We start from the raw sequence: 4,677 nt of genomic DNA, 5'->3' as shown, positions 1-4,677 counted from the left end.
GACGACCTGCGCAGACGCTGCCGGCCGGCCGGCGCGGAGGGCGGAAACGGAGGCGGACGGGAATCGAACCCGCCTGCCCGAGATCCTCGGACACCTCGGTTTTGAAGACCGGGAGGGCCACCAGGCACCCACACGCCTCCACCGCCCGGCCAGGCTACACGGGCCCCCGGCCGGTCACCGCCCCGCCACCACCGGGCAGCACACGCCACCACGAAGGAGTACCGGCATGACATCGACGCCCGAGACCGCCGTGCGCCTCACGCAGTACGCCCACGGCGGCGGCTGCGCCTGCAAGATCCCTCCCGGCGAACTCGAGGACGTGCTCGGCCCGCTGGCCGCCGGGACACGGACCACCGCGAGCGACTTCGCGCTGCTGGTGGGACTGGCCACCGGTGACGACGCGGCCGTGGTCACCCTGCCGGCCCCGCCCGGCGGCCCCGCGCAGGCCGTCGTGTCCACGGCCGACTTCTTCACCCCGGTCGTCGACGACCCCTACGACTGGGGACGCATCGCCGCCGCCAACGCGCTCTCCGACGTCTACGCGATGGGCGGCCGCCCCGTCGTCGCGGTCAACCTGCTGGCCTGGCCGCGTGACGTCCTGCCCTTCGAGCTGGCCCGCGAGGTGCTGCGCGGCGGCCTGGACATCGCCGCCGAGGCCGGCTGCCACGTCGGCGGCGGACACAGCGTCGACGACCCCGAACCCAAGTACGGCATGGCCGTCACCGGCATCGCCGACCCGGACCGGCTGCTGCGCAACGACGCGGGCCGGCCCGGCCTGCCGCTGTCGCTGACCAAACCGCTCGGCCTCGGCGTCCTGAACAACCGGCACAAGGCCACCGGCGAGCGGTTCGAACAGGCGGTGGCCACCATGACCGCCCTCAACCGGGACGCCGCCGCGGCCGCCCTGGACGCCGGTGCGGTCTGCGCCACCGACGTCACCGGCTTCGGCCTCCTCGGCCACCTGCACAAGCTGGCCCGCGCCTCCGGAGTGACCGCCGTGCTCGACACCGCCGCCGTGCCCTACCTGGACGGCGCGCGCGAGGCCGTGCGCGACGGCTACGTCAGCGGCGGCACCCGGCGCAACCTGGAGTGGGTGGCGCCCTTCACCGACTTCGGGGACACGGACGCCGACACCCGGCTCCTGCTCGCCGACGCCCAGACCTCGGGCGGCCTGCTGGTGGCCGGGGAGGTGCCGGGGGCGCCCGTCGTCGGCGAACTGGTCGCGCGCGGGCCGCACTCGGTCGTCCTGCGCTGACCGGCGGACGTCCGCGCACCGTCCGTCACAGCTCGGTGCCGGTGTGCTCGTCGATGCCCGCGCGTGCCCGGTACTCCCGCACCAGCTCCACGGCGGCCGGGCCCCGCGGGCGCCGCCCGGGCCGGATGTCCACGGCGATCGCCTTGGCCTCCTGGATGTGCGTGTTCGGGTCCAGGGCCATGTGCAGCAGCTCGTTGGCGGCGTCGCCCGTGCTGTAGCCGTTGGGGCCCCAGTGGTAGGGCAGTCCCACCTGGTGCAGGGCCCGGCCGTGCACGGTCAGCGACGCCATCCGGTCCGTGACCAGCACCCGCGCCTCGATCACCCCGCGGGCGCTGACGATCGTCGCCCAGCCGGTGTGTTCCAGGCCGCGCTCGGCGGCCAGCTCGGGGGAGACCTCGCAGAAGAACTCCGGTTGCAGCTCCGCGAGATACGGCTGCCAGCGGGACATGCCGCCCGCCGTGTGGTGCTCGGTGAGCCGGTACGTCGTGGCGACGTACGGGAACACCTCCGAGCCGGGGGCGCCCGGACTCGGCTGGTAGCGGTTGTCCGGGTGCGGGGGCAGCAAGTGCCGTACCGGGTTGCGCTGCTGCCCGTACAGCAGGTTGGGGAAGGGGGAGTCCTGCGGCTCGTAGTGCGCGGGCAGCGGGCCGTCGGTGAGCCCGGCGGGCGCGTACAGCCAGGCCTTGCCGTCGGCCTGCATGATGAACGGATCCCGGCCCGACAGGGCCTCGGGGCCCGTCGCGTCCGGCGGCGGCACGTGGTCGGGGGACTTGTCCGGTTTGAAGTCCGGGACGTCGTGCCCCACCCACTTCTCCTGGTCCTCGTCCCACCACACCAGCGCCTTGCGCTCGCTCCACGGCTTCCCGTCGGGGTCGGCGGAGGCGCGGTTGTACAGCACACGGCGGTTGGCCGGCCACGCCCAGCCCCACTCGGCCGCCACCCAGTCCTGCTGCTCCCCGGGCTTGCGGCGGGCGGCCTGGTTGACGCCGTCGGTGTGGACGCCGCAGTAGATCCAGCAGCCGCACACCGTGGAGCCGTCGTCGCTCAACTGCTCGTAGGACGACAGGGCGTTGCCGTCGGCGTCATGGCCGTTGATCTCGGCGAGGACCGCCTCCGCGTCCGGCTCCGAGAGCTCGCCCTTGACCGGGTATTCCCAGGTCAGGTCGATGAGCGGGCGGTCCATCGGATCGGTGGAGCCGGCGAGCTTCCGGCGGATGATCCGCCCCAGGTGGTAGGTGAACCACAGGTCGCTGCGGGCCTCGCCCGGCGGCGGCACCGCCTGATGGTGCCACTGCAACAGGCGCTGCGTGTTGGTGAAGCTGCCGTCCTTCTCGGTGTGGGCGGCGGCCGGCAGGAAGAACACCTCGGTGCCGATGTCCTCCGTGCGCAGCTCGCCCGTCTCGATCTCCGGGCCGTCCTTCCACCAGGTCGCCGACTCGATGAGAGAGAAGTCCCGCACCACCAGCCAATCCAGGTTCGCCATCCCGAGCCGCTGCATCTTCGCGTCGGCCGAGCCCACCGCCGGGTTCTCGCCCATCAGGAAGTAGCCCTTGCAGACCCCGTCCAGCTGGGACATGACCGTCTCGTACGTCGAGTGGGAGCCGGTCAGCCGCGGCAGGTAGTCGAAGCAGAAGTCGTTCTCCGCCGTCGCCGCGTCACCCCAGTAGGCCTTGAGCAGGCTCACCAGGTAGGCGCGCATGTTGCCCCAGTAGCCCTTGCGGGCCGCCACGCCCCGCACGAACGCGTCCAGGTCCTCCTGCTGGTGCGCGTGCGGCATCGGGATGTAGCCCGGCAGCAGGTTGAACAGGGTCGGGATGTCCGTCGAGCCCTGGATGGACGCGTGCCCGCGCAGGGCCAGGATGCCGCCGCCGGGCCGGCCGATGTTGCCGAGCAGGCTCTGGAGCACGGAGGCCGCGCGGATGTACTGCACGCCCACCGTGTGCTGCGTCCAGCCGACCGCGTAGGCGAAGGCGGTGGTCCGGTCGCGGCCCGAGTTCTCCGTGACCAGCTCGCACACCTGCCGGAACAGGTCCTGCGGCACCCCGCAGATCCGCTCGACCATCTCCGGCGTGTAGCGGGCGTAGTGCCGCTTCAGCACCTGGAAGACGCAGCGCGGGTGCGTCATCGTCTCGTCCCGCTCGAAGTCGCCCTCGCCGATGTCCGCGCCGCCCGAGCCGTGGGACTCGCCGCGCGCCGCCTCCGTCACCGAGCTGCCACCGCCGGTGCGCTTGTCGTACTCCATGTCGCGCTCACCGGAGGGCGCCTGCATCTCCGTGCCCTCGTACTGCCAGCTGTCGTTGTCGTAGCTGCGGCTGTCCGGGTCGAGGCCGGAGAAGACGCCGTCGAGGTCGTCGGGGCCGCGGAAGTCCTCGCGCAGCACGACGGGGCCGTTGGTGTAGGCCACGACGTAGTCGCGGAAGTACTTGTCGTTCGCCAGGACGTAGTTGACGATCCCGCCGAGGAAGGCGATGTCCGAGCCCGCGCGCAGCGGCACGTGCACGTCGGCCAGCGCGCTGGTGCGGGTGAACCGGGGATCGATGTGGATCACCTTCGCGCCGCGGGCCTTGGCCTCCATCACCCACTGGAACCCGACGGGATGGCACTCGGCCATGTTCGAGCCCTGGATGACGATGCAGTCCGAGTTCTGGAGGTCCTGCTGGAAGGTGGTCGCGCCGCCGCGGCCGAACGAGGTTCCCAGACCGGGAACGGTGGAGGAGTGTCAAACACGCGCCTGATTCTCGATCTGCACCGCGCCCAGCGCGGTGAACAGCTTCTTGATCAGGTAGTTCTCCTCGTTGTCCAGCGTCGCGCCGCCGAGGCTCGCGATGCCGAGCGTGCGGCGGGTACGGGTCTCGTCGACCTCCCACTGCCAGCCCGCGCGCCGGGCCTCGACGACCCGGTCGGCGATCATGTCCATCGCCGTGTCCAGGTCCAGGCGCTCCCAGTCGGTGCCGTGCGGGCGCCGGTACAGGACGTGCTGCTCGCGGGCGCCGCCGGTCGTGAGCTGGAGGCTCGCGGAGCCCTTGGGGCACAGCCGGCCCCGGGAGATGGGGGAGTCGGGGTCGCCCTCGATCTGGGTGACGCGCCCGTCCTCGACGTACACGTTCTGGCCGCAGCCGACCGCGCAGTACGGGCAGACGGACTTCACGACCTTGTCGGCCGAGGCCACCCGGGGGGTGAGCCGTTCACTGGCCCCGCTCTTGGCGGCGGCGCCGCGGCCGAGGGGGTCGGTGCCCTTGAGCTGGCGGTAGACCGGCCATGAGTCGATCCAGGTGCGTACGCCCATGCCGTCCTCCGTCCTGACCCGGTGCGCTCTGCCGCCGGAGCGGGTGTCCCGTTCCCGGCGGTTCAATCCTCCTCTGCCGCCCCGCCGTCCGCCAGCCGCTCCCGCTGCGGGACGACGGTGTACCGGGGGTCCTCCA

The 4,677-nt window shown here is 72.4% G+C and carries 2 protein-coding genes and 1 tRNA gene; 1 reads left to right on the top strand and 2 read right to left on the bottom strand.

Annotated elements, in window-relative coordinates; genetic code table 11:
- Positions 1-47: 47 nt before the first annotated feature.
- Positions 48-140, bottom strand: a tRNA-Sec gene (locus GTW67_RS33090).
- An 86-nt stretch (positions 141-226) separates the two neighbouring features.
- Here GTW67_RS33090 and selD point away from each other — a divergent pair.
- A complete protein-coding gene (gene selD, locus GTW67_RS33085; protein WP_161168439.1) occupies positions 227-1,255 on the top strand; it encodes a selenide, water dikinase SelD in 1,029 nt (342 codons plus the stop codon).
- A 25-nt stretch (positions 1,256-1,280) separates the two neighbouring features.
- Here the strand turns inward: selD and fdh are convergent, their stop codons facing one another.
- Positions 1,281-4,541: a formate dehydrogenase gene (fdh, locus tag GTW67_RS33080; protein ID WP_237519155.1), complete on the bottom strand. Its 3,261-nt coding sequence runs from the start codon at positions 4,539-4,541 to the stop codon at positions 1,281-1,283.
- Positions 4,542-4,677 lie beyond the last annotated feature (136 nt).

Source organism: Streptomyces sp. SID5910, assembly GCF_009862125.1.
GTDB lineage: Bacteria > Actinomycetota > Actinomycetes > Streptomycetales > Streptomycetaceae > Streptomyces.
The sequence above is the reverse complement of the archived record's forward strand: the minus strand, read 5'-3'. Positions and strand labels throughout refer to the sequence as shown.

Coding starts and splice junctions, on each gene's coding strand:
- selD (WP_161168439.1), top strand. CDS start 227: ATGACATCGACGCCCGAGACCGCCGTGCGCCTCACGCAGTACGCCCAC.